This is a genomic window from Oligoflexus sp., from assembly GCF_035638955.1.
Classification (GTDB): domain Bacteria; phylum Bdellovibrionota_B; class Oligoflexia; order Oligoflexales; family Oligoflexaceae; genus Oligoflexus.
In genome coordinates this window covers 15,195-41,840 of record NZ_DASQYZ010000074.1, presented here as the reverse complement: position 1 = coordinate 41,840, position 26,646 = coordinate 15,195, and the positions used below count along the sequence as shown (strand labels likewise).

Here is a 26,646-nt window from a genome sequence, read left to right as displayed (position 1 = left end):
TTGTTGTCCGCGATGACGCAAGTGCTCGCATGCTTTACTACTACTTGATTCCCGGGGAAAGCGCCGGTCTAAGGATTCACCAGCTAAAAGAAGCTGTTTAGTGGCAGGGTCTCTTCGAGGTTTTATTCTCCAATCCAGGAGAATCTCATCGTTCACGTAGTGTACGCCAGCAGGCGGGCCACAAATAGCCGCCGTCGTATCCACATCATCTTCGTAAGCATCTGGTCATGCCCAGGGGTCGCTGGTTGACCAGACATGGTCAGTGTCTGGTCGAAAAATTCCAAGGCAGAAGAACCTCGATGTCATTTGCGGAAGTGGCCCTCGGAAGCTCAGTTAAGATATGGGTGAGGTATTCATAGGCTCAATGCCATTTGCACGAGCGGTAATGTCAAGGCTATAAAGAGCGGCGCCGGCATTGGCCTCCTTCACGGTATCAGAACAAAGCCACGCTTTCATGCCTAGGGCAAACGGCCTGATTGAATTTTCAACGGGATTTGTATTTAACTCTGGTCTTCCTTCCAGCCTGAATTCAAGGTTATCGCGATCCAGTGAAGCAGACTCACTCAAGGCTTGGATTAATTCTTAAGCATTCTTTCCGGGGCCCTGCCATCGTCCTACCGCTTCCAATCCGTCCTTCTCGATGACGCTAACGGCTTGCCTTCCAAAGGCAGGCGGAAATTCCCTTCATTGTTTCAAATGTTATCGTCAGCCAATCCTGGCGGTCACCATCGTCTCCAAAGCGCTTTAATATGGGGAAGTCTATCCCCCGCAATCAGTCTGATTAGATTGTTTTGCACAGAGTGTAATCTATTTCAGGAGAATTTTCGTATTTTTGAAACCAAATGATGCCGCGAGGCGAATCTTAGTTTGAAAGTTTCGACCTGCGGACGCATGCACTAGCATCAGTAGGTAAACCCCGCGTTGTCGTTGAAATTCGACTACGCACAATGAACCTTAGGAGTTATAAAATGAATCAAGCTTTGTTGAGAACTTCCCAATTATTGACCCTGGCTGGATCCCTTCTGGCGTTGTCTTCGATCGCTGTAGCTGCCGAAGCCCCGGCCACCACCGTGAAACCCAGTTTGGCAAACTTTACTGCAGGTTTTAAATATGGCAATACAACATATACGCTTGTGCCCGGATTAGGTGTGCCCGAGACAGGTATCGTGGTGCTTGCGCCAGAAGTTCGCTGTGTAGGTCGTGATTCCAAGACAGATGCTCTGGTCAATTATCGCTTTTGGCCGTCTTATACAGGAAATAATGGAGCCAATTCGCAGGTGTTTAACAAGGCTCCGCAGTTGGATTTTGTTCGCGGTAACTATCCTACAGACGTCCGTGAATCGTACGATGGGTCATACTCTTTTGACGATAATAATCTTCTGCGAATCGAGGGTGGCGCAGATTTCTTTGTTGACGCAGGCACCGTGAGCGTTCAGCTTTCCGGCCTATCAAATGAAGACTTTGTGAGTCCAGAAGTGCTTCCACTGAACTCGAGCTATTTCGATCGGTTCGCACCCAATCGGCAGATTCAGGGACATATCGCTGTAACTCTGGACAACCGTTTTCAAAAAGGGTCTTTCAGTGCCGAAGTTCAGTGCGTTTTAGTGCGCGCCAGGCAGGTAATCGACGGATACATTTCCTGAACGGTGTATGACTGCTCCTGATGTGGACTTTCCACATCAGGGCAATCAGCGTGCGGACTCGAAAATCCTCAATGGGTCTTCCCCAGTATATATTTAGCGCTACTCTTTATCAAAGAGCGGTGGATCCGTGTTCGAAACCGTCACCGCTCTTCATTCTGGAAAGTCGGTTCGGGTAAGGCCTGGATTAATCTTTCAGCATTTTTTCAGGAGCTCTGCTCAGCTTCCGTTCCTTGAAGATTACCAGGCAAGAACCCTGCGTCCCCATAACCAGGCTATCAGCAGACTCACTGGCAAAGCAGCAAGATGCCAGGCTATGAGATGGAGCGGGCTGTTTCCAGGACAGATAAGATGCTGTATCCCCACAGCAGCTCCAAAGCTTCCGAGTAGGGCAAAAGCCAGGGTACTACGTGGCCATGTGGGAGCTTCCCGTTTGACAAGGCGCAATCCGATCAGCGTTGGCAAGATTGCACTGACAATAATCAGTGCAAGGCAATGCCAACCTTCCCAGAAACTCATCTGTACCCCCGTGCTGGGATAATTCTTTACCACCACAAGAAGCGCAGTGAAGGACATGAGCAATGCTCCGAATGCACGGCGTGGAGGGTCGAGCATTCGTCCCGGTATTGCCGCTCTTTCTGTCATAATAACCGCAGTTAAAGTAAAAAAAGCCAGCAGAATGAGCTCCAAATGATACGTTTGATCCATCCGCAGCTGCTCTATATCAGAGCGGAAACCTATCAGACTCAACATCATGGCGCCGGAGGCAGCACTTGCCAGCAGGATCTTTGCTGGAATTCGCCAGGGTGATCGATTTGACCGGACCGCCTGCAAATCGCGCGTAAGGTCTTCAATCAATTCCTCTCTCATTGTTTCTCTCTCATAAGTTTATGTCGCAAAGCTTCATAGGCTCGATGTGCCGATACTTTGGTTGCGACCTCGGTCATACCCATTCTGATTGCGGCTTCTTTAGCACTAAGGCCTTCTATTTTCATCAGCTCCACGGCTTGTCGTTGCTTGGGGGGCAGAGAAGCCAGAGCATGAAGCAGCTCGTCGTCGAGTGTATTCGATTGCAAGCCTGTTAAAGTTTCAGAATATTGCTCCAAAGCCTTTTCATCTGGAATTTCGTGGACCTGAATACGCTTTTTGTGTCTTAAGAAGTCAATCGTCTTATAGCGGACAATTGCGTGAAACCAGGGCAAAAAAGAGCGAGTCCCGTCAAAGGTATGCCGAGCTTTATGGACGGCTATAAGAATTTCCTGAATAACGTCATCGCTATCCGGGTGTGGACCAAGCTTGTGTCGCAAGAAGTGCTGAAGGTAAAGGCTTAATTCTTTCAGCAGGAGGCGATAGGCGGCCTCATCAGCCTGCTGAGCTGCCAGCAGCAGGATGGCCCACCTGGCTCCACGATCCGAAATGATGGCCACAAGCCCTCCAAAATAATGTAACCAATCATGAAAATGCCTCGAATACTTAAGTGTCTCGAAGGCTCTGATTGGATACCTGGAACCATACCAGCCTTGGGTTCCATGTTCCAGAGCTGAGTCAGATCTCATGACGTTCGTTTTTGAGCCGTGCCGTAGGCTTTGGCCAGACGTCTCTCATAATGTCTAAAGGAGGTTATATGTGTTCCGCGTTTCGGAGTGTATGGATTGTATTCTTTTCAGGTATTTTTTTAGCTGGATGTCGTGATTCCGATGGCAGAGAAGAAGAAATGATGGCTCAAGTACCTGGGGGGGATCAAGCAACCGTAGATAAATCCGCCGGATTTTCGGAGGGTCTCTTGGGCGAATTTACAGCGTGGACACCAGTCCTGAAAGGCGACAAGGCATTTGAGAGTAGAGGACATGGCGGGGTCTTCGTACGCGTCTATCTTAATCCGACCGCCAAGGAACATATTGAAGCCAAACAGGACACCTATCCAATGGCATCGGGGACCATACTAGCCAAAGCAGTTGTAGCCACCGTGGAGACGCCTGTATCCGAGGCGAGCCGTGTTTATTTTATGATGAAAAAAGCACCGGGCTTTGATCCCCTTCATAATGACTGGAGTTACGCCGTAGCTAATAAGGTGAATGGCAAGCTCATTTTCGATGAGAGTATCAAACCGCGTGACGACCTCTGCATTTCTTGTCACAGCAGGTACTCGGCGTTTGACTATGTCCAGACTGTTGACTTCTTCAAACGTCAATCGACTGGGAGCTGATTCACACTGCTGATGCGAGAAACATAGTAAGCAATGAAATGGTCCTGCCGCATTGAAAACACGGCATCGAAACCGGATCTAACGCATGAGCCGATCTGCGGCAGCCATTCACTCCAAGGAGTCCACTTTATGAAATTCCTCCGAATCCGCGGCCACTATACGACGGTTCAAGGTGTGCGGACCCAGCGATCTGTTCTGCTCGTCAGTCAGGTCAAGCCTGTCCTTTAAGAAGAAGGGCCTATCCGAGATGCCGCCGCCTCCAATGGCTTATTCTGCCCCAGCTAGCCGGATGAGATGCGGCGGTCCCCCTCGCCTCCTAGGAGCGTGCCTTGAGCACCTCAAACAGCTGCACGCGGCTTGCGTAGAAATCAGACGGTACATCCCCTGGATCTGAGCTGGCGAAAGCGATCGGAGCGAATAGTGGGTTTTTAACAATTCCTTACCATCCTCCTCATGAAATATTATCTCCCCAAATTTTCTCCATAAAATGCTGATATGTAAGGAGAGAACGTTCAACGCCAGCCCTCTCTTATTCGCTTTTTAGTTCGTCCGATAAGGAATAACAGCACGCGCACGCCTGGGGAGATATATGAAAATAGTCGGCAGTCAAGGTTTCAGCATGGTCGGTGTTCTGATGGCTTTGGGGCTTTCCGGTTTGGTAGGGTTAATTGTAAGCAAGCAAACGGTCAACAGTCTAAAAGGCCAGAAGCTGGCTGAATATAAGGCTGATCTGAGCCTGATCAAGTCCATTGTCCTCAGCAACCTCGACTGCGAAAGCATTTTCAGCAAGAACGACCTCACTCCGGCCAACATTACTGGCAAATGCGTATCCACATCCAATATCGGAGAGCAGATAGGCCCCAATCTTCGACTTTTTCGTCGGACAATGGACGGCAAGCCTTTTGAGTTTGGTCAGCTCGATGCCGCAAGCGGAACCATCAAACTGGGTAACTGGTCTCTCAAGGCAACCTGTTCTGCCAAGGAACAGTCTCTCATTATCCGAGCGGCCATCCTGGATGCCAAAGGGAACTTTGTCAAAGATCCGCTGACGGGTCGGGCCTATGATTTTGAGCATCCGAATTCCCTCCTTATAGGCGGCGGCAAGGCCGTGCCCTTGTGCTTCAGCGATCCTGGAGCCGGACAGTTTGCCAAGAACTCTGCGCTGGAATCCTGCCTGTCACAGGCAGCCGGTCATCCTTTTACAGCCTCATCACCGTTTAGTGTCATGAATGTGAGCTCCAGCGGCAGTGGAAACAGCTCCTACGTTGACACCAACAAGACCGACAGCCCCACGCTTGTGCTGGTTCAGGGCAGCTCCTCCGGATCAGGTGGGTTGGATCTCCGGCTTGAAAACCCCAATGCTTACTATTGCCTCGATATCAAATCGTCCGGCTCGGGCGGCATTAATGTTAAGTATAATCCCTCCGCACGGGTCCTCCAGGGAAGACAGACCTCGTCCGGAAGCGGTGGCATGAATATTTCGGCCTTGTAATCACGGGTTTGACATTGTCTATGGCCAGGCTCCGATGCCTGGATTCGCGAGCAATCATGCCGCCATAGAATAGAGGGCGGCTATTGGAACCAAATGCGATGAAGTGTATCGTGCCTCGAATCATTGGAACCGAAATCGCATTCCCAGGCACCGTTTACGCCGATGTTCCAGGTGATGTCATTGACTTGTGGCAGCTCCATCCCGAAGGTGTCCTGCGTCATGGCCAGGTCGGGCTGATTGCTGCCCTTGGCAGCATTCATGGCAATAGGCAGTATTCCCGTATGTTCCGTGAGCAGTACATAAGATGTGTTGATCCCAAGGCAGTTCCCCACCCCCGTCTGGGCAGATTTGATGCAGTTTGGATCATTTGTCTTGAAATGCACAACACGATTATTCTCTGATGAACGGCAAAAAAAGCGAAGCTCATTAACCTTGAACCCTGAAAGTAGCTGCGCTCCTGCATGACCCCAGTTTTTGGCAAGCGTGGACTCATCCACGCCCATGATGTCGCCGCCTATCAAAGGCAGATCCGAGGTGCGGATACTGGCCGGCGGATTTGTGTTTCCCTTGTGGAGATAGTTGGCCACGAGGGTCCAGGCGCCGTTGCCTTCCAGCATATCACACGTCGCATCAATCTGTTTCCGTGACGGAGATGCAGCATTCAGATAGATTTTATGATTTCCACTTTTTGCATTGGGATCGAATTTCTTTATATCGGCACAGGAGTTTGGATAAAATGTCGATGCTGTGGGCGTGGGGCTGGGAACAGGCGACGGTTTCTGGCTGCCCGCGGAGGAATCCTGCTTTACATCAGTGACAACTTCACTATCTGATTTAGCTTCGATAACCACGTCCGTAGCATCAACCTTCGTAGTAGTGCCGCCGTTTGAATCAGATAAAACGTTGGCATCTGCATCGTGCCCAATAAAGCCAGGATTTTCCTGGGGTGCGCCGGGTCCAATTCGTTCCCCACAAGCGCTTGCCATACCGACCACAACGGATATGACAATTGAGGCTGGCACTTTACATGACATGATAGGACCCCCAGGTCATCACTTTGACTTTTCTTGGTCCTGGAAAGATCGGAAATTTTTCACATGGACTTGATCGCAGGTCACAATTGCTTGGACTTCTTTCCAAAGTAGGGATTTATTCCTGGCGTAAGGATGAGCGATTGCGGGGATAACATTTCTGAATCGGAATGCCAAAATCGGGTGCACTTGCATGCACCCGAAGAGAATTCTATCAAAAATTAAGATTCAAGGCGGGACTCATGTCCCTGGGCCGCTCGACTGGGGCGAAGTCGCCCAAACGTCGTCATAGCCGAGTTCATTGGCCTTGCTTTCCTGCTCTCTCAGAGCTGTCTTCATAGCATTGACCAATTCATTGGTCCGCATCACGCGGCTGAGGGCGGCGGCGTCCTGGAATTCATCCATTTTATAGGGAATGGGTTTGACAGTCGACATGTCGCCGTCAGCATAAGTCGTCAGGAGAGTGCCGTAGGCTTTCGGCATGCCGATGATACGGAACGATGCCTTGGTTTGCAGACGGGCTTCACCGATGTGACAGGTTACGCTGACCGACAACCCACTGGTTTTGGGCAAAGTCACCAAGTCATTACAATCCTCGCGTGTGGTCTTGTCAGTCGGCAGGTCCACGGCGAGATTGACCACAACCAGTCCGTCCACACCCAGTTCACGCATCAATTGAACTTCGCTCTTGTCAGGATTAACGGTTCCTGTTCCAACGCGAGGGCCGGCGAATGCTTTGAGACCGCGGAAAGAGTGGGAAATTTTCTGAGCCGTGGATTCTTCTTCAAAAGCCGTAAAATCTTTATAGGCTGAAGCCTTCAGGACATCTTCCGTTGGGATAAAGCTAATGCCATAATCCTTTTCGAAGGCAGCGGTGAATTCACCGTAGAATTTTTCCATTTCAGCGTCCCAGTGGGAGACAGGCAGCTTGGGAAACTTCCATGCGTTGTAAATATGGTGGTCCTGGCCAGCTGCATTCTTGGCCACGGCGCCGGTACCAAGGTCGTACTTGGTCGCATCGGTAATGGCTTCCAGGTTTCCATTCAGAGACATGGCGACAAGGGCGAATTTTTTGCCCTTAGCCAAAGGCTTGCCGATTGCAGACGCTGGCTTCGTGGAGAAATATTCCACACCGCCTGTACTGGTTTCCATGGTATTGGAAACGGCCACACCAGGAATGGCTTCCGCGGAACCTTTGACGGTCACAGGCATCCAGCTCCAGGCCAGACCAAAGTTTTCCACGGCTGCGGCACCTTCGGCTTTGATAGGTGTCGCTTCATAACGCTCAACAAATATATAGTTCGCGCCCGTCACAAGACTGGTGCCGGTGGACATATAAGTTGTGCGCTTGCCATTGAAGTTCGCGCCCGTGGTTTTAAACAGGGCCGGATGACGGAAGGCAACGGCCGGGATCTTGATTTTCTTGTCGAGCTTGTAAACGCCGATGTCCGAAAAGTTTCTCATGCCCATCGTATCGCTGATCAGACCAACCCGTACATATCCGGCGTCAGGGCCTACCTTGGCAAATTCGAGGGTCAGATCCTTGGTCACGTTGACCTCAGACTCACCTTTCTTGCCATTCACAGCGACAAGTTCAATAGGCTGCGTGGGCGATACCGTAAATGACGTTTTTTGCCCCGAGGTTGTGGTGATCGTGACGGTCTTGGGCTTTGTATCACCAGCCTGGACCAGCTTCGAATAGCTGCCGCCGGCGACGTATTCCATCGGTTGACCATCGAGCTGGACAGTTCCTTCAATTTCATAGAGGCTGCTGCCGCCGCCGGTACGGGCCTGGCAGGTCACCATAACGAGCCCCGCGCCTTCGGTCCAGTTGGTCGTATAGTAGGGGATTTCCAAAGTATTGGCTTCTTTCGGATACAAATTCGTAACATAGCGGGTTTGCAAAGCACAGAGCGAGAGGTCATTGGTCTTGGATGTCGCCATGCTAAGAGCCATTTTTGCCAGCATGCTCACACATCCATTGCTCAGCAACGCCAAGGACATTCCGGCCATCATTAGGCCCAGGGACTTCAATCTCACGACGACTCCTTTTATGCAGATCACGTGTTCAAGTTATAGCCACCATCGGCAGCTTCAGATTTCGCATGAGAATGTTTTTTACCCATGTTGGTAAGAAATGATGGGGACGCTGGGAATGGCAAGGGGGGGGGGGCGCCTGTGTGCAGGCGCGAGAAAGGCAGAATTGATGCTTAGAGTTCGTTCCTGCTCTCGAGAATGAGCGAGGATTGGGTTGCCAGTCGATAGATTTTGGCCAGGGAATAACCGGCAAATGCCGTACAGATGAGTCCCAGAGGCCATCCCCAAAGAAGCGTGATGAAGGCTCCCTTTCGATTGAATTTCTCACCATCCAGCGAATGAGGATTCATGAGGCTCACAATGGCAAAAAACCCGAAAAAGGCTGCGCATAGGCCTTCCTTGATGTAACTCCAACGATGTTTCCAACGGGCCATGTCCAATGCTCCAAACTTAAGACTATTCTCCTGAATTCCTAGCATGTGAGCATGTACAACGCGATAATTTCTCACTCCTGAGCGGATTAATATCGTACTCAGTGAAACGCGGCGCAATCTTCGCGCAAACCAGGTTAATTCCTAAAATGTCCACATCAGTTCGGGGTTCGGATCCAGGGTCCTGATGGTCCAGTGAATTTTACCGCATTTGGGGCAGGGCTTGGGCTGTTGGAACGCAAGGATCCTGGCCAGGTCTTTTCTGACTTTTTCGGCTGGTGGAGGGTTGATCCTGGATGGGCTGGGCATGACTTAATACTTCAAAAAATGAGAGCGGGAGGACAGGATCCTCCCGCTTTTTTTTAGTGGCAAGGAATGAATGAAAGGTTGATCTGCTGATCGTATGTTCTGTTCACGTCGATGGTGTCCAAGCCAACCCAGGTTTGGCCGGTTGGATCTTTCACGCCGCGTTTCGCTTCCAGACTGGTGTTGACGCGTAGAATCGTCTCGCCGCCGCAAGGAGCGATAGCTGCGGACAGTACAGTGTCGCGCACTGTGAACGCGGTGTCTTTATTCCACGTGGTTTTATCCCGAGCTCCTCTCATGCCGGCGAAGAAATATTCGCGGCTCAAAGTTGCAGATCCGGTTACAACTTCATTGCCCATGGCGTCTATGCTAACCGCGGGATAGGCCGCGCCGCGGAAGTCGATCGTGTCGACCTGAACGGTGATGCCAGGAGGCAATTTAAGAGCGATACCAAGGTTACAGGAAGCCCGTCCGACCCGTGCTTCAGGAGTTGTTTCTGCAAAGTAGTTGTCGAAGAAGAGAGAAACGGTTTTGAAATCTTCGGTGATCACCCAGCGTGTATCATTGACTGAACAGCCCGATCCACTCAGGTTGATGCCTGTGATGGTGCTTCCTTCGGCAAGGGCGACAGAACTTAGAACCATAGAACCCAAAATGGCGACAACTTTTTTCATTCCGAAAAATCTCCAAGGTAACTGTTTCATATGTGCACTCGAGTGCTCTGTTAGAGGCAACGAAGATGAGAAGATTTTATTGCTTAAGATTTTCAAATTTATTTTCGAACTTTGGAAAAGCTTTCATTCGATAGGATATGAAATGAAGATTTGACCACGCCGACGCGAAGGACAGGTCTTTCTTTCCACTTGCTTTAAGATCATGAACCGATGCAGATTGCGCGGGACATGAAGGAGAGATCGAGCTATGACTTCATTTAAATCCCTTTTGGCCCTTGCGCTTCTCAGTGGTTCCGCCCTTGCGTCGCCTGACAAAAAAATAGAGACGTTGACTTTTCATGGTTCGGGATGCCCGACTGCGACTGACCAGAACATTGTTGTCACGGATGACGAACGCACCATCTCGATTTTCTTTAACAGCTTTGTGGCCGAAACCACCCCGGATCAATCGCGAGTCCAAAAAAATTGTCGCATAAGTTTTCATATGAATCTGCCGGCGGCAACTATGGTACGCCTGGAGACGATGGACTACCGGGGTTTTGCCTATCCCTCTCTACGCGTCAAGCGTAAAGACAAGGTTAAGACCACAGGCAAAGCCATCCTGCGTCGTGTCTATTTCAATGATCGCGATAAGGAATTGGGTGAAACCAAAATCAGCACCTTCGATGAAGACACGACAGAGTTCAATCTGCATGATGAAATCCATAGCGTCACGTCCTCCCGTTGTGGTGGTCGCACCGTCCTCCATGCAAACGTGATTGCAATCGCCGATCGTGGTCGCGATCCCGAGGAGCAAACATCCATCGGTGTGGATACCCTGGACGTGCACCATGAACTGCAGCAGGTGCTGCGGGTCAGCTACATTCCTTGTCCTGCGCCTCGCTCCTAACGGATGCGGTCGAGGCCGAACCAAGCCATTTATACTCACCTTCTGGACTGGTGGGCTTTTTGCAATGTCACGGGATACGATCGCTTCGGCTTAGGGAGCGTCGATCCTTTCAACTTTGCCAGGAGCGCACATGGAAGGCCCATCTCTTGTCATCCTAATGGAAGATCTGGCCCCTTTTGTTGGGACGAAAGTTACGAAAACCGCAGGCAGCCTTCCTCTTGCTGCTGGGCTGATGAAGCAGACCCTGCGTTCTGTAAAATCCTGGGGGAAACATGCGCTGCTGTTGTTTGATGACAGCACCCTGCGCATCCACTTCCTCATGTTTGGCAGCTACCGGATCGACGAGGAAAAACCCGACCGCGAACCCAAACTGCAGCTCCACTTTAAAAAGGGCCGGGTGAATTTCTATACTTGTGCCATTCGCCCGTTAACCGACGCTGAAATTAAAGCTTACGACTGGTCCATCGACCTCATGGCGGACGAGTGGGACGCAGCCAAGGTTACGAAAAAAGTCAAGGCTCAAGCCGAGCGTCCGGTCTGCGATGTGCTGATGGATCAGGAGATTTTTGCGGGCCTGGGCAATATCATCAAAAACGAAGTGCTCTTCATCCTGAAGCTGCATCCGGACACGCTCATTGCTGACTTGAGCCCCACCATGATCAAGCGCCTCGTCCAGGAGTCACGTGATTATTGCTGGCAGTTTTATCATTGGAAAAAGGCTGGAGTTTTGAAAAAGAACTGGAAGGTCTTTCGGAAGAGAAAATGTCCGGAATGCAGTGGTGCTGTGATCAAGGCACCAACCGGCAAGGGGCAGCGCTTGAGTCACTTCTGTCCGGTTTGCCAGAGCCTCGGCGCTCCCAAGCCACGGGCCGCAGCAAGGACGAAACGCCAAAATTCGGCTGAGCTCAGTCCTTAGGATCCAGGACGGCTCTGCGGACAACTAGGGTTGACCGGGCTCGAACATCCACAGATCCTCGTCTCCACTCAGAAGCAGACGATTCTGGGGCAGCTGGGGCCCGGGCAAAAGATTTTTAGCCGTTGCCGGCAGATCAGCATAAACCTCCGCTCGATCGCCAGCCATCACCTGCAGGGCCAGCCCGCCTAGCAGATAAGACATGGATACCGGCCCCGCATTGATGAACTGGCTATAGCCCTCAAAAGCATTGATAGGAAATTTTCGCCAGCGGTTGGTTTTGGAATTCCACACGATCCAATCGTTCTGGTCCCCCACTGCGATCGAGCAAAGCAGCGGCGTGGGCGGTGGCGCGTGCAAGGCCATGAGGTCGCCCAGGTGCAGCACATACTCGGCTTCAGCACCAGGAAAGAAAAAGATTCCGTTGGGTTCCATACCCACTTGAACGACCAGCGGCACGAGCTGATCCGGTGTTAAACGATGCAGACCGCGGTTATCAGCAATGACAAATGCCCCTTCCACATAAAGACTGGCAAAATAATAATAACCAAAACCCCAGTTGTCCGCCCCTGATGAGAGGGCCGGCCAGGACTTAAGGACCGAAGGGTTGGCAGGATCCAAACTGTGCCACTGAATCATTTGATTTGTTTGTTGGCGCAGGACGAAGCTCAAATCCGTAGGGCTGACCAGATGAAACGCGGCCAGGTGCTGCCCTGGAAACTCATGAATCATCGTCCAATTTTGAGCGTCTTCATTCCACTGAAACAATTGGCTCACTTCGAGTTTGGCACTCATGGCAAAAATCTGGCTGCCAGTATAGGCATAACGGATTTTCAAGGCCTGTGTGATCGGAAGGGGACGCAGCTGCTTGAGACGCTGACCCTGCTCGTTCAGAATCAGAAGTTGCGCTCCTGAACGAACAAATAGTCCAGCTCCGGTATCAACCAAAGTCGGATTCGAGTACGATCCTTCCAACTTCGTCCAGCGACCCTGGCGCTGCGCGGTGACCGTCAGGGCCACACCCTGATTGGTAGCATTGAAACCCTTGCCGTCGACATCGCTTATCCCGCTTGTACAGCTATCACTGGAACCATACTGAAAGCTAGGTACAGCCTGAACGCAACCGTAGTAAGTTCCAGGCGCCGCGCGCCCAAATAAATGATGGGTGTCCTGGGTTGCAATTTGGGCCAGAGGCTTGGAGCAGTCTGGATTTTTTGCAATCCAGACCCGATAAATGCCAGCGTCCGGGGTCGACGACCAGGAGAGGCTTAGCTCACCACGGCTGCCATCCACAGAAAAATTCTGAATCGTAAATTCCTTGCGGGTTTCTTGCAGAGCCGTGGCTTTGCAGCCGCCCAGCTGAATGCTGAGAGCCAATGTCAAAAGAATCGACAACGCTTGTGCCATAGACATCATTTTGTCCTCAGCTGCCATCAATGATTCGGTATTTTTCTATGCAGTCGAGATATTGCAAGAAACGTGGGAAGAAAACGTTTAACGATCAACAGTCACAAACGGCACATTAAGAAACACAGCCAGCCGTTGGGCTTCCTTATACAGCGCGTTACGGTCCGCATGACAAATGATGAGTCGACGCGTACGATCCTTGAGGCAAAGATTCATTTGGGCTACGCGAAAGGACCTTGCGGTTCCGTAGAGCACTTGCACAGCCAGAATCTGATCCAGAGGCTTGGCCGCTTGCGCCTGCCTCCTCCCTGAATAAAAGCCTTGATGACGATCGAAAACGTGCACCTCGCTGAGCAAAAAAGCAAAAATGCCGACGATCATCAGGGCCAAACAAACACCGATGGCGGCCTTATGCTGGGCAGGCGTCCTGATGAAGTAAAGGAGGTAGGCCCCGGACAGAAGGACAACAAGCCAGCCGAAGAGAGTAGGTTGCGTCGACGGCCGGAATTCGAGTCGATGGGCATCCACCTCGGTCAAGTCGTGAGACCGATAATTGGTCGATCCTCCATAAATGAAAGTCCAGTCTAGATCCAAGGGCGGTTGCGTCATGTTCTCTTCCTCGGTGCTCCCAGGAAAGACGGTCGAACCGCCGTTTTACGGCCTGGAATATTTGGCACCTCCTAGCCAAGGAACCCAAGGGGAGAGCGGCGGTCGAACCTATGAACCGCTGATACACTCGATATTGAATTTGGCTCGTGTATTGTACCCATTGACCCAGTCAAAGCCGTCTTCATACGTGCCTTGAATTTTATCCAATTCTCCTGCGGCCAGGGCTGACATGTCGTCGCGATTGAAAAAGTAAAAGCTGTATTGGTCGCTTTGACTGAAATCAAGTTTCACCTTTTTCTCCAGATCATCGGCGCTTAGAACGTCGCTGGGATCATAGGCGTCCGCCGCAAATTGCTCAGGCTGCAAGATGACAACTGGCGTAGCAAAGTAGGTGGACGCATCGCAAAAGTTCGGATGCCCGGCCACACAATTGCCTTGTGCTACGCAAACCAGACTTGCAGGAAATTCTTTAGCTACCTGTGCGGAAGCATGCATGCTGATGAAAAATGAGAGTGACAATGTTGCTGGTGATATTTTCAGAAGGAACTCCTAGTGCTGAAAGCCTGGACCCGACAGGGTTCGCAGTTCAAACACCGGGATACAACATTTCTTGCGCCATAACAAATGGAATCCAAGGACAAGGCACGTGACCTGGCAAGCAATCCTGGCAACAGCCGGCGCTGGATCTTCCAGAAGCTTATACGCACATCAGACAATATTAGCGTTGGGGACTTACCGCCTATCCGAAAACCCTTGCACGTTATACTCAAGAAAACCAGCGACGATCGATCAAACGTCCGGCGTACTCCAGCCATAAGCTTTCCCGAGTCGACGAGGAAGCAGAAATCTTTGGCTGGAGGTCAGAGGACCTGGCTATCTCCCATCATCGGAGATTCCTTGTTTTCCTCTTGCCAAATGTCATGACGGCACTCAGAGCGCAGCCGTGGAACAACGGCCTGCTGCAGGCAGTCCTCCTCCACTAACGCAGCTGGAGCTCAAGGAATACTTGCGACGGTTCTCAGGTAAGCGATCATCGCGTCGGCGTCCTGATCAAACTTCCAAGTGACTGTCACAGCATTACCCGTTGCTGCATTGCGATAGGCGAAGTTAGCAGAGGAAAGTTGAATGGTCTGTATTCCCAGCCTTTGAATTTCCAGAAGCAGATCCTGATTTTCAGCGGATTCTTGAATGACTTTAAGGGCTGGAATACGGATTTTGTAGGGGATGTCCGTTTCCACGCCTATGGATACATTCTTTGCGGTCCAGACTTTGCTGGCTTCAATGAGGGCGTCGGTGGCAACGTCCTTAAAGGAAGCATCATCTGCGTCAGGGGCTGGCGTGCTGGAAACGGGAACAGATTCTTTTGATTCCGATTTTCCGCAATTGATGGTCAGGACGGTGAACCCCTGCGTGTTGACGCGAGCAGGATCCAAAAACCCTTAAAATCGGACATTTCGCGCGGGGTCAGGATTTTCAACAGCTTTCACAGAATAGCCAAGCCCCTTGCCAAGCTCGGGAAGCCTGGGCCTTCAACGCGCCTCGCGGCAGCCCTTTTTGCAGGAACGGGGCCACCGGCCACAGATTATCGAACAGCGTATCGAGCGATCTCCTTTTTCGAAAACGTTAGGAGGTAATGCTCGATCGTTAGAGCTTCCGTCGCCTAGTGGCGTAGCGAAAAAATTCATCGTAAATGGTCGAAAGCTTGAACGACCCGTGCTTTGCAGAAAGGACCGACCATTCGCAACTGACTGACCTGTTTAATAGGTCTGAAGAATAGCTTTTATCCGATAGTCGACTCTCGTCATACACGCATCTCCACCGCCGCCTTCCATGCACAAGTCCCATGTCGCAAGTGATCCCTCATAGTTCTGTCCGGAGCTTTGCAAATCTATGTCTCCATCAGCATTTATAGAATAATACTGACCCGTCCAGACATTCATATAAAGCCCTCTGGACCCTGGCACCAGCATAAACGAGCTTTGTACGGTCGAATTATGAATCCATTGGCCAAGTGAAGCCCATGGTCGGACTCCTCTGTGAATAGGCCCTTGGTAGATATTGAACGGCAAATTCTGCGCTTGTACGGACTCGTGAAACAGGACCGCGGCACTGACGAATGTTAAGATTTCAAAGATTTTTAGCTTCATGCGATGCATCCTTTCAAATTAAGCCATCACGTTTGACGTGAAAACATTTACTCGATCTGCGGCCTCAGACGTTAAAAATTGTATGAATTTATTCTTAAACGTAGACGCATCAAACATTCTCAAGGGATCCAGGTTTGTGCCTCCGCGTTTACCATTTTGGGAGCCTGAAGTTCAGTATCCTGTCGTCCATGGAAAAGGGTGCGGGCCCAACTACCGCCAAGACACGGAGCCAGCCTACCACTGCAAATCTTTCGAAAATTAACGGAACGCTCATTAAGGTCCTGTTTGAAAGATGAATCATCGTGCAATCGACGCTTCATCACCGAGAGCGATTTGCTTGTGTGGCGTTACGATAAAACACTCAGCAGTCAAGCCAGGGCTGTATCTTTGAGAAAAAACAAAAAGCGGTGGATCACTCTCGTCAATCCCGCCTTTAAAAGTCATCACTAGATTTCTTGCACCTTCCGCGGATGTAGTGTAGCACTTGTCTTGTCTACGGATAGTTCTACAATCCTTTCAAGGAGATCGAGCATGGTCAATAAATTTCTGACAGGGATGGCAGCCGCTTTTTTATTCGTTGGCGGCAATCACTTGTTGGCTGACACACAAGCTTACAAGTCTTCAGGAGTGGAACTTTCATACAGGATTTTCGATTTCTATAACCCATCCGTGCCTCTGAACGACCCTTACTTACAGCTCACTGCGACTTTCGAAAAGACCGGCGAGATTTTTGAACCGGACTACGTGACCGGAAGGTTCATACTGCCAGCACCTGGTAAATATCGTTTTGATGGCCAAAGTTACTTTTGCTTTGTAAAAAATGAGACGATCGAAATCACGGCTGATACGACGTCAGTCGATCTGTATGTAGGATGTGAGTGAGAGTGTTTCCAAGTTTGGGGCAGGGTTCAGAAGCCCTGCCATAGCCTGCTCGATCAGGCGCTTAGGCGTGAATCCGAATGATTATAAAAAGGGTTGAACCTCGAATCAGGCCAGCCAGAAAACAATTTGTCCAAGAATGGCTCCTTTCCACAATCCACCAAAATTGATCCAAATAGATTGGGGGTCCATTTCAACTCTGAGGGCGAGTCCAATCTCGTTGATTATGCCATGCCGTAAGTAGGGAATAGCATCGGTAAGGCCGCCGCAGGGATTCACGGTGTGCTAAAGGAGGTCGTCGAAGGACATACTGAGGCTCGTGGTGAATATGTGGTCCTCCGGTTCCGCGGTCCGCGCTTTCTCGAGGGTATCCTTGATGCGTGGATCATGTGGAGCCATTCGTTGCGCCACTTGCAGTTGACTGATGGCCTCGTCCCGATTGCCTGCTCGGAACGCCGCGGATGCAAGGTAATAGCGCGCGACCACTGACTGGGGGTTACTTGCCAGCATGCGACGAGCCTCCGCTTCAACCAATTCGTGCTTGTTTTGTCGCAATAAGCCAATGAAGGTTACTTCATCCAGCTCGGCGTCGCCGCGGGATCGTCATCGGGAAAAAACCGGTCCATGATAGCCGCGCGAAGGAACATGAGCGCCACACTCCCCCTCGAGTGCCAAGTGTCCATCGCGAAGGTCATGGCTAAGCTCAGCCGAATTTTGCAAGGCGATATCACGCCACCGAATCTCGCAAGCTTCAGGGACGAGAACCGTTTGCGGCTGGGGAATTGCGGTCGGCTTGCTCTTGCGGACAGGAGCTTCCGGAAGACTCTGATCGAGTACATCCCACACACGCTTACGTTCCCGCTTCTTCTCAGATCCTGAGCTGGTCATCTGGCCGCTCGAGGCAGCCATCTTGACCGAATCTTCCGCCATGTTTGGTTCGTCGGTCGCAGGGCGTGTCTGCCATTTGACAACGAGCGCGATTACGAGCATGAGATCCAAGCGAGAAGTTTCATGGCAACCACCTGGTAGGCAAATGTGTGGGCCCTCTGAACGAAAACGTTCAATAGCAGTGCCAGAAGGCGATCTTCCTAGGCCTTGCAGCCCATGATTGAGAAAGTCGGGAGTCCTCAAGAGCGCTCCTGTTCTAGAGAACTTTCGAACCGCATAACTGCTTCCACACTATCGGAAAACAAAAACCCTTATGGTTCATGATGCCAGCAGCTGTGCTTCGCCATCGAAAACTCTATAATAAAGGACTTCTGCAAGGTTGTCGTCGCGCACTACAACGTTAGAGCCTGCAAGTTTGAACTCCGTAAACTCGCGCTGGAGACTGATATTCAATTTCTTAAAGACACCTTCCTGGATGATCAAAATATTGACCTCGTCATGTTCTGTCAATAGAACCTTCCTCATAGCTTCGTATCGTGTCGCAAGGATAATCGCTGGACCGTAGAGGTCATACTCCTTGGTTCCTGCTTCGGGATAGAAACCCGAGATCGTTCCCATGGCAAGCCCAATCCCAGCACAGATCCGATTGGGTATTCTCATGGATTTTTGCAAGGTCTCCATTGCCTGGAAGAACTCCATGGCTAGCTCTACAGCGTCATCCGCAATTTGATTATTTGCTGACTTAAACGGGTATCCTACGGAGCAGAGGAAACCATCTCCCATTTCCTTTATCCGATAAGCATTCGCACGCAGGTCATCTCCGTCATATCCAGACACCATAATCTCGTTGCATCTTTTAAAGAGATTACGAATAAAAGATTTTGCATGAACCTCATCTATTCTCGCACTATGAATTATGTCAAAGCAGATGACGCAGGCTTCTCCCTTGTGGGTGGGCATTGTCTCTTCCAATTGGAAATTTTCTTTAATTTTTTGAATCTGATGTGGATAGAAGACCTTGGCAAGTTGATCAAAGGCATGAGATATCTGAGCGTTTGCAAGCTTTTCAGCATGTCGAAGCTTATGACTGATTGCGAAGGTAAATGCAAATATTTCAAAAAAGAAGCCATAGAGGGAGGCATAAAGGAGGACCATGCTGACTCGACCAAAAACCTTCATATCAAGCAAGGTGAGTACCAGTCCCAGCAGGAAAAAAAACCAGCCCATGAGAAGATAATAGCCAGATTTATCTTTTTTGACTGCCACCGACGCCGCACAAACAATGTTGAAGACTAAAGCAGAAGTCGACACGACATAGACGAAATCCATCGAACCTAAGAGATAGCCACACAGCATCGTGACCGCCTCGGTTCCAGCGAGGAAGACCGACACCCTGTATAACCTGGGTCGAACAGTCTTCAAGGAAAGTACATGGCTGGAGAATACGAAGAGCGACAGGATGCTAATCGACAGGATGAAATAGTAGACGGGTATAGTAAGGCTTATGACCGCATAGGAAGCCATGAGGATCAAAGCAGTGGAAGTGATGTAGAAGAAGTAGCTCAAAAAATAGGCTTTACGAAAAAAAACGAACATAATGAGACTATAGAAACCAAGGCATGACACAGAACCAAAGACGAAGAGGATAATTGATGATTCATATCCCATTACCGAAAGTGCTGTTTGGGGATCGTACACAAGAATGCTACAGATCAGAGGACTTCGCCCCGAGACCGAATAGGGTAAAATCCGCTGCGTGACGAGAATGTTCTGCCCGGGTGTGAGTTCAACAAAATAAGGCACCCCTACCGCCGACGGTTGAGGCTCCAGTTTCTTCAGCTGACCGTTCTGAAAGAGCTGGTAGGTTCTTGGTGTCTTCTCACCCTCGTGAAAAACGAGAGGTACGTTTTGATCGCTGGTATTTTCGATGAAATAGGCATGGACTGCGAAATAGCCTTTGACCAGCTCGATAGGGTCGTTCTCTTCTTTGAACTCAAAGCCGGAAGGGTCTTTGATCATCGACACAATCTCGGCTTCTGACAAAGAGTGGTCGCTGATGCGATAGTAAAGGGATCTGATACGTTGCTTGACACGGCCATCATTCAGGCCAATGCTGAAATTCGCTTGATCAAAAGATGCCCTGGCCGGCCATGCTGTTAGCAGGCAGAGCGACAGAGTGATAAGGTAAAAAATTCTCAGCAAAAGAGCCTCAGACACCAATGAAAGGATGCGATGCTCTTCGGTCGGAGGGAACGAACCAATTACTACTTTTGGGCAAGGATCAAGGGCCCAACTGCACCCTACACAATGGACTTGGTCGTCCATGGCACCAAGAGGCTGATTTTTCCCGAGGCCAGGATTCCTTTGAGGATGCAGCCACGGATAGTAAGCCTGTCAACCGCGATCGGGAAGAAAAAAGAGTAAACACTTATCCCGCCCTATTCACGGGCTTCTCGTCGGCTTCCATGGTCAGTGCAAACACCTCAACCGCCGCACTCACCCCCCTGAGCTGGCGGCTTCCGGCAGGCTGAATCAACCTGGACTGTAAATGCCTGGCCACAGTGGACGTCAGCAGAATTTGGTTGGGTTCAGCTTCCCCTTCCACACGTGACGCAATATTCACGGCACTGCCCACCACGGTATAATCCGCGCGTCGATCACCGCCAAAGGTCCCTACAATCGAGACACCTTGATTCACTCCGATCCGCATTTGAAATTCCCATTGGAAATCAACCAGCCAGCCGTGGTTGAGCCGTTCGAGTTCCTGCATCATGGATGCTGCGCAGGCTGCAGCTCTTTGGGCCTGCTCGGCTATGGAGAGATGGGTCGGAGCACCAAAAATAACCATAATACCGTCACCCATGAACTTATCGATGGTGCCCCCATACCGAAAGATAACATCCGTCATCGACGCCAGGAAATGGTTCAAGATCGTGGCGACAGTCTCGGCTCCAAGGTGTTCGGTAGCGCGCGTGAAACTGCAGAGATCGGCAAACAGAACTGTGACTTCGCATCGCTCGGCGGCATCCTGAAAACGCGAGCGACCTTCAGAAATTTCCTGAACCAGCTCGGGAGGGAGGAAACGGCTCAGAACCTGGGTGCGAATGAACGAATTGAGAGCTGCAATCTGCTGATTGACTTTCCGAATCCGTAAGTACGCCAGCACAATCCCCGCGGCGCCAAGTGTAAGGAATAGCACGGCCAGGGTTTGCCAGCGGTTCATTCGCTTCTGGCTGGCCAGTTCCTTGGCCTGGTTGCGATTCCGGTCCTCCTCCAAAGCCAGGCCCATGGTAACGGTCATCTTGCGAAATTCATTTTTTTCCCGCTCGGCCGCGAGACCTTTGTGGAGCTCGGCATGTTGCTCCAGATGCCTGAGCGCGTCTTTAATCTGACCCTTGGCCTTATAAATCTCGTAGAGATTTTCATGCAGCTGCAGCATGGGCCTTTTGTAGTCGGAATTGGAGGCATGCTCCAACGCCTGCAGAGCAAACGGCAAGGCCGCATCCCAATTTTGTCTTTTTGTTTCAATCTGGGCCGCGGCTGCTTCAGCTTCCGCCTGCCTCAAACGATCTCCCACTTCAGCAAAAATGGCGATCGCGCGTCTGGCTTTATGCAGTGCCCGATCCCATTCCTTGCTCCGCATTTCCACAAGGGCGAGACTGACAAGCGCCATGGCCTCATCCCACGGCATATGAAACTCCCGCGCCAGGCTCAGTTGCTTTTCCACATACGGTTTCGCGCGGAGGGCCGCCTCCTCCCCTTCACTGCTGCGGAGCCAGGCACGTCCCAAATTATGGAGGATAGGCAAGCGAAACCAGCGCAGATTGAGCTGTGTTGCCAACGTATCCACTTCATCCAGAAGTCGGATGGCCTTATCATTTTGGTCGAGGTGATATAAACCCAAAGCGATATAATTTTTAAGAACCAGAAGCTCATAGTCCTTTAAATCAAGCTTACCATCCAGCTCCTGGGTGAGTTCATTCATCAGGCGCGTGCCGGCGGAAACGTCACCCTTTCCTATCAGGTACAAGGCTTTGACGGCCCTCATGCGGGCATGGGAATCCGGCAAATGATGAGAGCCTGCTTCATGAACCAAGCGATCCAGGGCAGCTTCGTCCAACTTATCCTGGAGAACGAAGAGGGCATACTCAAGGTCAATGACCTCGGTCGAGAGCTGCTTCGATCGGGCCCCATCAAGGGCCTTGGAAAAAATAGGCGCGAGGTCCACACCGCGGGTTCGGTGCAGATCCACAGCTGAATCCGATACGAGCAAACTATAAACCCAGACCGCGCGGATCCAGGCGATGGAGGTATCCTGGCCTTCGCCGCGTTGCATGGTATCGAGCAGCCAGGCTTCAAGGGATTTGGGATCATCCAGCGTCTCGAGAAGCACAGCCCTCTTGTCATGAAGATCGGGCAGAGCCAGAGCGCTTTGGTTCATGACCATGCACAGCCAGAATCCAAACACAATTCTGACGAACAGAGGGTCTATCCATGGAGAAGCAAAACTATGCATCGGTTCCCTAATCAGATGGCGTTCATTGAACTATCGGCAAACACGATGTTCTTTTTAGAATTTTAAACGTAAGGGCCGTCCGAAACATAGTTTCGCGTAAAAATCCGGGACTGCCGGGCGTCTTCCAGCATGAACTGAACAATTGCCGTCAACTTTGCCATTGCATCGAGTGTCACCAAACCTGGGTTACGCTTAACTTTTCAAGCGATTCTTCCCGAGAGACCCAAATTCACGGCCATGTCCCGGTTCCTGGACTCCCTATCCAGATTCACGGACATAAGAGACGAGCATCCTCGGTCGCGGCCGCTACAGGATTCTCTGTAATCCCTTGCACGCAGACCATCCAGGACCTAGTTTCACGGATTGCAATCGGGGTATGGAACTTGCTTAAACGAAGGCGCACAAATTTTATTGGAGGATCTATGAAATCGATGATCGCCCTTGCTTTGCTGACCGCCGTTTCGACAACAGGTTTTTCTGCGCCGTTTGTGGAGGCCAATCTTTATAATTGTTCGGCTCGAGGTCTCAACGTTTCTCTCTCGACATCGAGCCTCCTCGGCACACCTCAAATGCACCTGAGTGGAAATGAGGTGTCAGGCTTTACTTTTTCTGAACCTGAACTGGCCACTACGAAAATGGGCCTCCAGGCTTCCGTTTCGGTGGCCAATATCAACGATGCAACCATTGACTACACCCTGATCGTTCCCACTGTGAATACCCAGGATTTTAAAGAGTATACGGTCAGCGGCCTGCTGATTAAAACCATGGGTGGTGGTCTCATGAGTCCTGACCGGATTCCTGGCCCCTTGCAAACCAACACTGTAACGAAATTGAAATGTGTGGCTCAGAAGGTGGACTTCTAAGGTACGGCTCATGCAACGTATCCAGCCTTACGCTAAGGCTGGATTCAATAGCTCATCCTGGGCTCGAAATTTCCATAGACTATGGCATGAATAATCCCGCCATGTTCGATAGATAAAACCCTCCCCAGCCTTTGTTCGACTTATATCCTCGGCCAGCCGATCAGAGAGTAACGCAATAAGGACATTCACGATGCCAATCGGGGTCAAGCTCACATCGAGTGCCTGCAATGTCTGGCTCCATCTTTTGGGGTTGGGATTGCTCGCTCTAGCCTGCGAATCGAAAGATTTGGCAAGGACTGATGCCTTCTCTTTGTCAGCAATGCGCTCCACGGTGATTTGCCTTTATCAACTCCGAGGCCATTTGCGCTCAGCTTGACACCTTCAGCCCCTTACAAGGTGCGTGGCGCTTACCAAGCAGACAGGACCTGACGCGCCTTCACAGGCTTCGAGCTGATCTCATCGCAGGCTTCAGTGATTGGTTCTGGTCGGGTGAAACGTTGCCAACTGATACATCTCAGGCTTATTACGAAATACTCTCCAATGGACAAATCGGAACCACTCCCAAGACGACGGGGCCATGGCGTTCTTTTGCGTCGCGGATCAGCTTCAGCAGAATTCCTTGAAAATGACGACAATGTTAAGCAGGCCGATTTACGGGCCTGCTTTTCGCGTTTAGGCTTGTTGGCATTATGAAGCTGGCTGTGTAGGCCCTCGCCTCAACTCCAATTTTTTGTGTATGTACCTGACGTAATATTCTGTTCCATCCTTCCGCAACCCTTGCCAAAAATCGAGGGCCATTGAAGAAATTATAGAATAACCGATAAATATAATGTGTATGCAATCACCCTAAAAACTGAGGCTGGAGTTTCCATGCGAAAGAAGGCCGTACGCTGGAACAAACATAAAATTATTCAGCTTATACTGGCTATAACTGTAGCCGTACTTTTTGGGGCTTTGTTGGGACGCGGCATGGTGCAGGTCGGTAAGACAGCCACCTTCAAAGAGCACCGGGCTACCTTGGTTGCCTTTATCAAGGGACAGCCCCATCCTAAACATAAACGAATGATCTCAGGCCAACGACTCAGCAGCAATTGATTCCCAGCCGCCGCAGCTGCTGCTGCGGCTGCGGCACTTGCATGCCGCAACCCGCATCAGCCGATCATTCCATATCAGTCACGTGCTTTTTAATCCAATCAAGGTAAGTATCAACACGTGTATAAACCAAACCTACCTCACAGGAAGGGGCTTTGACATTACCCGTAATTCCATCCCAAATGTCACCCAGTCCGATTTTTTTGTTAATGCGAGACGCGATACCAATCTGCAGATCCTCGGTCCCATCCATATAAATAGGTCCGCCTGAGTCGCCGTGGCAGGCGACCTGCGCGTCATCCGCTCCGGCAATGAACTCATTGGTTCCCACCTCACCCAGGTGAGCTGTCCCTTCCATCAGGGTGCCAGCACTTTGCGGGTTGGATTCGTCGGAAAGTCCGTAACCGGCAAACTGTCGTCCCAGCGAAGCGTTCGAGACCTCAGCGTTCACCTGCTCAGCTGTGGCGAGCTTTTGAATGCGGCGTCCCGTGGCTGGTTTGGCCAAATGCACAATAGCGACATCATGCCATTTGCCAGGATTTTTTTGAAAGGCTGCCCAGGGATTCTTGGTCAGGGCAAAGTCTTCATGTTCATCCACACGCGAGACCGCCAGGAGCGAAGCGGGATTTGCGGCAAGCTCGGCCAAATTACGCACGAACGCCACACGGAATTCGATCGATCCAATTATTTTCGCATTCAAGGGCTTGCCATCAGGTCCCGTGGCCCTTTCAATCGCCGTTTTAAGGATCAATTCATTGACACAGTGCGCGGCGCTCAGGATGGCAGACGGTGAAATGAGAGTCGCGGTGCAGATGCTGAGCTGGCGACGGCTGGCAGGACCACCGGCAACGGAAACATTGGCCTCCGACAGCAGCAAGGCAACCGACTCATAGCTCCCGTCCTTGGGAATGGAGCCGTTGATCACACGTTCCGTGACGGGATTCAATAATCCTGGCTCATCGGCGTGGACTGGTTTGAGATCGCTATTCAGTTTGGAATCCACCCGTTCTCCGCATCCCAAAAACATCATGGTGGCTGCTACGCATAAAGTCTTTTTCATACACGTTTTCTCCTTATTGGTAAGAGCTAATCCTTCCGTTTCATAGGTCCCGGACGTACCGATTGCCAGCTGTCGCCGATGCAAGACAGGCGCAAAACATGGAAATCCACGCAGGCATCTTGCGGTTATCGGCCATTCATATGGAAAACGTTTCTCTGGGAAATCCTTGAATTGGGACAGTTTTAACGCTCCCCAAAAGTGCTGTCAATCGGGACAAACTTTGATACGGGGATCGAGACGCTGGTTTTGAGAACGAACGAACCGGGATGTGGCGTGATCAGGTTCCCGATTGCAGGCTATAGGCGGGACTCTCATTGAGGAAACTGCACGCAGCTTGAACCATGGGAAAGTTAAGGGCGATTCCACTGCCGTCATAGACGGCTGTGTCAAATCTTGTCAATGGCTCTGTTCCCAGCTCTTTCGCTAAATACATGTCAGCGAAACTTTGCGTGTTCTGAGCGATAATAATAGAGGAGGCGGCGCCCGGAAAGAGAAGAGAGGTCAGCCAGGCGAGGCAGCTGCCGACCAAACCGTCGACCAGCACAACGCATCTTTGATGACAAGCTTGCAGAATGGCCCCAAGCGCCGTTGCCATTTCAAAGCCAGCAAAGTTCTGCATCTCGGACAGTGGATCTTTCAAAGGTCCGCAGGAGTTCAGAATCGGCCGGAGTTTTTTGAGCAGCCAGGTGAGATCCGTCTGACTGAAGGCCGGATGCTGCTGCACCAGAGTTTCCAAAGGCAACGATCGCAATCGAGCCATCAGCATGATGCAGCTCAACTCAGACGCCACCGACTGTATGCCTATGCCAACAGCATTGCTGACCTTGTTACGGCGGGTGCGAATCAAGTCTCGACCGCTTTTCACGCAACGTTCCATTTGCAAACTCGATATAGCTTGATCGTGCGCGAAATTCCGCGTTCCCTTGGCTATTTTTCGCTGGATGATTTTAGGATCACTCAAATCAAGTCCTAGTCCACAGTCCACCAGTCTCAATTCGATTCGATTCTGCCGGCTGAATATATTCAGCGCATTATTCCCAGAAACATAGGGCCGCATGACTTCAGTGCTCGTTACGCTATAGCGCTTGCAGAGCCCCGACTCGGCAATGCCGTGATCCCCAAAGAAGGTGTAGATAATAGGCTGGGTCAGAAAAGGTTTATCCCGATCCTGAACGAGAGCAATTTTCGTTCCGGCATCCCGCAGCTGCGTGGGCAGGTCGCAATGCATGAGTTTAGCCTGGATGATCTGCTGAATCTCAGCGGTCCGACTCGGATGACTGACGCTAATGATGAGGTCCTCGAGCATATTGGCCCTCTGATCTGCGGTTGAAAACCCACCTGACAATTCGCATCGTGGGACGAATGACTCGCATTAAATAACGTATTGGCCTTAAAATCAACTGTCGTTGAGCAGGGACAAATTAAGGAACAACACGATGATAAGGTTTCGCTAACTGGCAGTTTTTGCCGACACACCACGCCTGATCCCGACCCCGGACATTCTGCGGCACGTGGGGTCGACCCTTTGTGGTATACTCTTCATGATACAGATCTTTACCCCTTTTC

Annotated in this window: 26 protein-coding genes and 1 pseudogene; 8 read left to right on the top strand and 19 right to left on the bottom strand. The window is 50.9% G+C overall.

The genetic code is table 11. From position 1 onward, the window contains the following. Positions 1–259: 259 nt before the first annotated feature. Together VE954_RS44130 and VE954_RS44125 are read right to left on the bottom strand one after the other, a co-directional pair. Positions 260–346, bottom strand: a pseudogene (locus VE954_RS44130) (hypothetical protein); the annotation flags it as partial. Continuing rightward, positions 334–567 carry an IS66 family transposase gene (locus VE954_RS44125; RefSeq protein WP_414698979.1) on the bottom strand — a complete coding sequence of 78 codons (234 nt, stop codon included), beginning with the start codon at positions 565–567 and terminating at the stop codon, positions 334–336. The gene VE954_RS44125 and the pseudogene VE954_RS44130, both read right to left, overlap by 13 nt. Positions 568–968: 401 nt before the next feature. On the opposite strand from VE954_RS44125, the gene VE954_RS07145 reads away from it, so the two are divergent. Further along, positions 969–1,643 (top strand): hypothetical protein, encoded by a 675-nt coding sequence (locus VE954_RS07145; RefSeq protein ID WP_324951119.1) that lies wholly within the window; start codon positions 969–971, stop codon positions 1,641–1,643. Between the two features lie 237 nt (positions 1,644–1,880). On the opposite strand, the gene VE954_RS07140 is transcribed toward VE954_RS07145, so the two are convergent. Beyond that, positions 1,881–2,510: a DUF1109 domain-containing protein gene (locus VE954_RS07140; RefSeq protein WP_324951117.1), complete on the bottom strand. Its 630-nt coding sequence runs from the start codon at positions 2,508–2,510 to the stop codon at positions 1,881–1,883. Continuing rightward, positions 2,507–3,067 carry a sigma-70 family RNA polymerase sigma factor gene (locus VE954_RS07135; protein ID WP_324951115.1) on the bottom strand — a complete coding sequence of 187 codons (561 nt, stop codon included), beginning with the start codon at positions 3,065–3,067 and terminating at the stop codon, positions 2,507–2,509. The genes VE954_RS07140 and VE954_RS07135 overlap by 4 nt, the downstream gene beginning before the upstream one ends. A 197-nt stretch (positions 3,068–3,264) precedes the next feature. On the opposite strand from VE954_RS07135, the gene VE954_RS07130 reads away from it, so the two are divergent. Then, positions 3,265–3,846: a cytochrome P460 family protein gene (locus tag VE954_RS07130; RefSeq protein ID WP_324951113.1), complete on the top strand. Its 582-nt coding sequence runs from the start codon at positions 3,265–3,267 to the stop codon at positions 3,844–3,846. 589 nt (positions 3,847–4,435) lie between these two features. Continuing rightward, positions 4,436–5,338: a hypothetical protein gene (locus VE954_RS07125; protein ID WP_324951111.1), complete on the top strand. Its 903-nt coding sequence runs from the start codon at positions 4,436–4,438 to the stop codon at positions 5,336–5,338. A gap of 80 nt (positions 5,339–5,418) precedes the next feature. Here the strand turns inward: VE954_RS07125 and VE954_RS07120 are convergent, their stop codons facing one another. From VE954_RS07120 to VE954_RS07105, 4 genes are all read right to left on the bottom strand, one after another. After that, on the bottom strand, positions 5,419–6,372 hold the full coding sequence (locus tag VE954_RS07120; RefSeq protein WP_324951109.1) for a fibrinogen-like YCDxxxxGGGW domain-containing protein: 954 nt from the start codon (positions 6,370–6,372) through the stop codon (positions 5,419–5,421). A 237-nt stretch (positions 6,373–6,609) separates the two neighbouring features. Beyond that, the gene (locus VE954_RS07115) at positions 6,610–8,409 is read right to left on the bottom strand and encodes a hypothetical protein (protein WP_324951107.1); all 1,800 of its coding nucleotides are present in this window, start codon (positions 8,407–8,409) and stop codon (positions 6,610–6,612) included. Between the two features lie 170 nt (positions 8,410–8,579). Beyond that, positions 8,580–8,840, bottom strand: a complete 261-nt coding sequence (locus VE954_RS07110) for a hypothetical protein (protein ID WP_324951105.1) — start codon at positions 8,838–8,840, stop codon at positions 8,580–8,582. A gap of 359 nt (positions 8,841–9,199) precedes the next feature. Beyond that, a complete protein-coding gene (locus VE954_RS07105) occupies positions 9,200–9,817 on the bottom strand; it encodes a DUF4360 domain-containing protein (RefSeq protein WP_324951103.1) in 618 nt (205 codons plus the stop codon). Between the two features lie 247 nt (positions 9,818–10,064). Between VE954_RS07105 and VE954_RS07100 the strand changes: the two genes are divergently transcribed. Further along, on the top strand, positions 10,065–10,706 hold the full coding sequence (locus tag VE954_RS07100) for a DUF4360 domain-containing protein (protein WP_324951101.1): 642 nt from the start codon (positions 10,065–10,067) through the stop codon (positions 10,704–10,706). 130 nt (positions 10,707–10,836) lie between these two features. Beyond that, positions 10,837–11,622, top strand: a complete 786-nt coding sequence (locus VE954_RS07095; RefSeq protein WP_324951099.1) for a DNA-formamidopyrimidine glycosylase family protein — start codon at positions 10,837–10,839, stop codon at positions 11,620–11,622. A gap of 24 nt (positions 11,623–11,646) precedes the next feature. Here the strand turns inward: VE954_RS07095 and VE954_RS07090 are convergent, their stop codons facing one another. From VE954_RS07090 to VE954_RS07070, 5 genes are all read right to left on the bottom strand, one after another. Next, on the bottom strand, positions 11,647–13,026 hold the full coding sequence (locus tag VE954_RS07090) for a hypothetical protein (RefSeq protein ID WP_324951097.1): 1,380 nt from the start codon (positions 13,024–13,026) through the stop codon (positions 11,647–11,649). 87 nt (positions 13,027–13,113) lie between these two features. Then, positions 13,114–13,635: a hypothetical protein gene (locus tag VE954_RS07085; RefSeq protein ID WP_324951095.1), complete on the bottom strand. Its 522-nt coding sequence runs from the start codon at positions 13,633–13,635 to the stop codon at positions 13,114–13,116. 108 nt (positions 13,636–13,743) lie between these two features. Next, on the bottom strand, positions 13,744–14,061 hold the full coding sequence (locus VE954_RS07080; RefSeq protein ID WP_324951093.1) for a hypothetical protein: 318 nt from the start codon (positions 14,059–14,061) through the stop codon (positions 13,744–13,746). A gap of 569 nt (positions 14,062–14,630) precedes the next feature. Continuing rightward, positions 14,631–15,068 carry a hypothetical protein gene (locus VE954_RS07075; RefSeq protein WP_324951091.1) on the bottom strand — a complete coding sequence of 146 codons (438 nt, stop codon included), beginning with the start codon at positions 15,066–15,068 and terminating at the stop codon, positions 14,631–14,633. A gap of 324 nt (positions 15,069–15,392) precedes the next feature. Continuing rightward, the gene (locus VE954_RS07070) at positions 15,393–15,782 is read right to left on the bottom strand and encodes a hypothetical protein (protein ID WP_324951089.1); all 390 of its coding nucleotides are present in this window, start codon (positions 15,780–15,782) and stop codon (positions 15,393–15,395) included. A gap of 531 nt (positions 15,783–16,313) precedes the next feature. Between VE954_RS07070 and VE954_RS07065 the strand changes: the two genes are divergently transcribed. After that, complete coding sequence (locus tag VE954_RS07065; RefSeq protein ID WP_324951087.1) at positions 16,314–16,664, top strand: hypothetical protein; 351 nt, start codon at positions 16,314–16,316, stop codon at positions 16,662–16,664. A 282-nt stretch (positions 16,665–16,946) separates the two neighbouring features. Here the strand turns inward: VE954_RS07065 and VE954_RS07060 are convergent, their stop codons facing one another. From VE954_RS07060 to VE954_RS07045, 4 genes are all read right to left on the bottom strand, one after another. Continuing rightward, a complete protein-coding gene (locus VE954_RS07060; RefSeq protein WP_324951085.1) occupies positions 16,947–17,216 on the bottom strand; it encodes a tetratricopeptide repeat protein in 270 nt (89 codons plus the stop codon). Between the two features lie 48 nt (positions 17,217–17,264). Then, positions 17,265–17,591, bottom strand: a complete 327-nt coding sequence (locus VE954_RS07055; RefSeq protein ID WP_324951083.1) for a hypothetical protein — start codon at positions 17,589–17,591, stop codon at positions 17,265–17,267. A gap of 276 nt (positions 17,592–17,867) precedes the next feature. Next, positions 17,868–19,751, bottom strand: a complete 1,884-nt coding sequence (locus tag VE954_RS07050; RefSeq protein ID WP_324951081.1) for a 7TM diverse intracellular signaling domain-containing protein — start codon at positions 19,749–19,751, stop codon at positions 17,868–17,870. A 226-nt stretch (positions 19,752–19,977) separates the two neighbouring features. Then, positions 19,978–21,996 (bottom strand): adenylate/guanylate cyclase domain-containing protein, encoded by a 2,019-nt coding sequence (locus VE954_RS07045; protein WP_324951079.1) that lies wholly within the window; start codon positions 21,994–21,996, stop codon positions 19,978–19,980. A 491-nt stretch (positions 21,997–22,487) separates the two neighbouring features. Here VE954_RS07045 and VE954_RS07040 point away from each other — a divergent pair, with 491 nt between their 5' ends. Together VE954_RS07040 and VE954_RS07035 are read left to right on the top strand one after the other, a co-directional pair. Continuing rightward, the gene (locus VE954_RS07040; RefSeq protein WP_324951077.1) at positions 22,488–22,928 is read left to right on the top strand and encodes a hypothetical protein; all 441 of its coding nucleotides are present in this window, start codon (positions 22,488–22,490) and stop codon (positions 22,926–22,928) included. Positions 22,929–23,798: 870 nt separating this feature from the next. Then, a complete protein-coding gene (locus VE954_RS07035; RefSeq protein ID WP_324951075.1) occupies positions 23,799–24,023 on the top strand; it encodes a hypothetical protein in 225 nt (74 codons plus the stop codon). Between the two features lie 64 nt (positions 24,024–24,087). Here the strand turns inward: VE954_RS07035 and VE954_RS07030 are convergent, their stop codons facing one another. Together VE954_RS07030 and VE954_RS07025 are read right to left on the bottom strand one after the other, a co-directional pair. Next, positions 24,088–25,080 carry a S1 family peptidase gene (locus VE954_RS07030; protein WP_324951073.1) on the bottom strand — a complete coding sequence of 331 codons (993 nt, stop codon included), beginning with the start codon at positions 25,078–25,080 and terminating at the stop codon, positions 24,088–24,090. A gap of 277 nt (positions 25,081–25,357) precedes the next feature. Next, positions 25,358–26,386, bottom strand: coding sequence for a nicotinate-nucleotide--dimethylbenzimidazole phosphoribosyltransferase (locus VE954_RS07025; RefSeq protein WP_324951071.1), 1,029 nt, complete (start codon positions 26,384–26,386; stop codon positions 25,358–25,360). Positions 26,387–26,646 lie beyond the last annotated feature (260 nt).